The 2,327-nt window shown below is 62.3% G+C and carries 3 protein-coding genes; 1 reads left to right on the forward strand and 2 read right to left on the reverse strand.

The features are described from left to right. Both VEK15_26520 and VEK15_26525 read right to left on the reverse strand, forming a co-directional pair. Positions 1 to 299 (reverse strand): GWxTD domain-containing protein (locus VEK15_26520; GenBank protein HXV64282.1); only part of this gene is annotated, 299 nt, incomplete at its 3' end. 43 nt (positions 300 to 342) lie between these two features. Beyond that, positions 343 to 1,977: a CRTAC1 family protein gene (locus tag VEK15_26525; protein ID HXV64283.1), complete on the reverse strand. Its 1,635-nt coding sequence runs from the start codon at positions 1,975 to 1,977 to the stop codon at positions 343 to 345. A 139-nt stretch (positions 1,978 to 2,116) separates the two neighbouring features. Between VEK15_26525 and VEK15_26530 the strand changes: the two genes are divergently transcribed. Continuing rightward, on the forward strand, positions 2,117 to 2,327 hold a 211-nt coding region (locus VEK15_26530), incomplete at its 3' end, for a carboxypeptidase-like regulatory domain-containing protein (GenBank protein HXV64284.1).

Below are 2,327 nucleotides of genomic sequence, written 5' to 3' on the forward strand. Positions count from 1 at the left end.
TAGCCGAATCGCGCCGCGTACTGATCGCGGAACTCGTTCTCCGGCGTTTCCGGGGTCGGGTCACGACGGGCCCAGAAGAACTCGATGAAGCGAAGCTTCTCCTCGTCGGTCTCGAGCGCCCGATAGACGCTACGCTCCGACTGGGTCAGGATCCACTTGACGTATTGGTCGGGCCACTCCTCGAGGAGCTCTTTTAGAGGCTTGCCCTCGATCTCCGCGGGAAGCTTCTGGGACGACGTCGTCTGCGGTCGATGGGCGGCGCCGCCAAGGGCCACCAAGAGCACGAGCGCGGGAAACATCGGGGCCAGCCTAGCGCCATGCTTATCGATCACGCAAAAGCTATCAGTTCGGGATGAGCCACTCGGACGCCCGGACTCCCTCGATCACCACCAGGTATCGGTTCGCCGAGGGCGAAAGCAGCCGTGTCTCGACTCCGCTCGGCCAGTCGATCGCGAGCTCCTCGGCGTCCTCTTTGCCGAGACCGAACAGGACACGGCTGTCGCTGGAAGAGAAGACGCTTCCCGAGGCGTGGGCGATCTTCGTTTGCACCCTCGAGCGGGCGCGCAAACGGAGGCGCGCTCCGGTTCCATCACGGGGTGCCTGGCGCCCCACGAGAACGATTCCAACCCACCGGGCATCGCGAGTGAGCTCGTTTCTCAGAATCGTCGGTTGGTCGTCGATTGCCACGGTCACGACGTCGGTGTCACCGTCGTCGTCCAGATCACCGAGGGCGGCGCCGCGGCTCGAGCGCGGTCCCTCGGCGGAGTCGGCCGAAATCGCCGATTCCAAAAAAATTCCCCCGCCGTCGTTCAGGAACACCTGATCTCGCTGCTCGTAGCTGGTCGTCACGTCCGCCGCGGAGACGTTCGGATAGACGTGTCCATTGGCAATGAAGAGATCCTCGTCGCCATCCAGATCCAGATCCACGAAACGCGTACCCCAGCCCAGCTTCCCGAGGCTCGGTGTCGAGAGGCCGGCCTCTTCGGTCGCGTCGGTGAACAATCCGTCTTCGGAGCCGATGTAGAGCGTGTTCGTTTCGTGAGAGAAGTTCGTGACGAAGATGTCGAGGTGGCCGTCAGCGTTCACGTCGCCGAAATCGACTCCCATCCCCGCTTCGGTCGCCCCCGAGTCGTTGTAAGCAACGCCCGAGAGGAGGCCTGCGTCTTCGAAGTGCCCGCTCCCGTCGTTCCGATAGAGGAAATTCGGATTCGTGTCGTTGGCAACATAAAGGTCGGCGTCTCCATCGTCGTCGTAGTCCCCACTCACGACGCCGAGCCCGTAGGCTCGACCCGAGTCGAGGAGGCCGGCTTCTTTCGACGCATCGACGAACCGGGCCCCGTCGTTGCGATAGAAGACGTCCTCCTGGCCGGCGAGGCCTCGCGGGCCGCACATTACCGGCATGCCGAGCCAGAGACAGGTGGGCTCGGTACCGGGCTCGGGGAACGTCTGCTTCGGATCCACGTAGTTGGCGACGTAGAGATCGAGGTCTCCGTCTCCATCCGCGTCGAAAAAAACAGCGCTCGAGCCAAAGCCCTCGTCGGCCACCGCCCACTGACGAGAAACGTCTTCGAACGTGCCGTCTCCTCGGTTGCGATACAAGGTGTTGGCTCCGAGATTCGTAACGTAAAGGTCCACGAGCCCATCGTTGTCGATATCACCGGCGGCGCATCCGACGCTCCAACCCGGATCCCCCACGGCGGCCTCCTCGGTGACGTCGCGGAATCGCCACTGTCCGTCGTTGCGATAGAGGCCGTTGCGCCCTTTGCGTACGAAGTAGAGGTCGAGGTCGCCGTCGGCGTCGTAGTCCAGGAGCCCCACACCCCCTCCGAGGGAGCTCAGGATGGTGCGCTTTTCGCGGTCGCCGCTTTCGGTGATGAAATCGACTCCCGATTCGGTGCGGATGTCCACGAGCCGTCCCCAATGCTCCGCACCGAGAAAAACTGCGACCGAAAGTACCCAGGCTTTCGTCGGACTCACGTAGGAGGGAATCCTACCATTCGTTACACTGCGGTTAAATCTTGTCCGTCTGTAGCGGGTGTTTCTTGACACCATCTCTCAGCTATGGATAATGTCTCCCCGTAGTTTTTTGTTCATCGTGAAAATTTCAGGGGGTTATATGTTCAAGAACAGCGTGTGGCTCTGGGCGGTCTGTGTCGGCCTGCTCACAGTTTCCCCGGCGCTTTCTCAGACCATCGGCACGGGCGGTTTCGACGGACGCGTCGTGGATGCCACGGGCGCCGTGCTACCGGGTGTGACCGTGACGTTGACGCATGTCGAGACGGGGCTCACGCGGACCGTGGTGACCGACGACACCGGCCGTTTTCGGG

Source organism: Vicinamibacteria bacterium (assembly GCA_035620555.1).
GTDB lineage: Bacteria > Acidobacteriota > Vicinamibacteria > Marinacidobacterales > SMYC01 > DASPGQ01.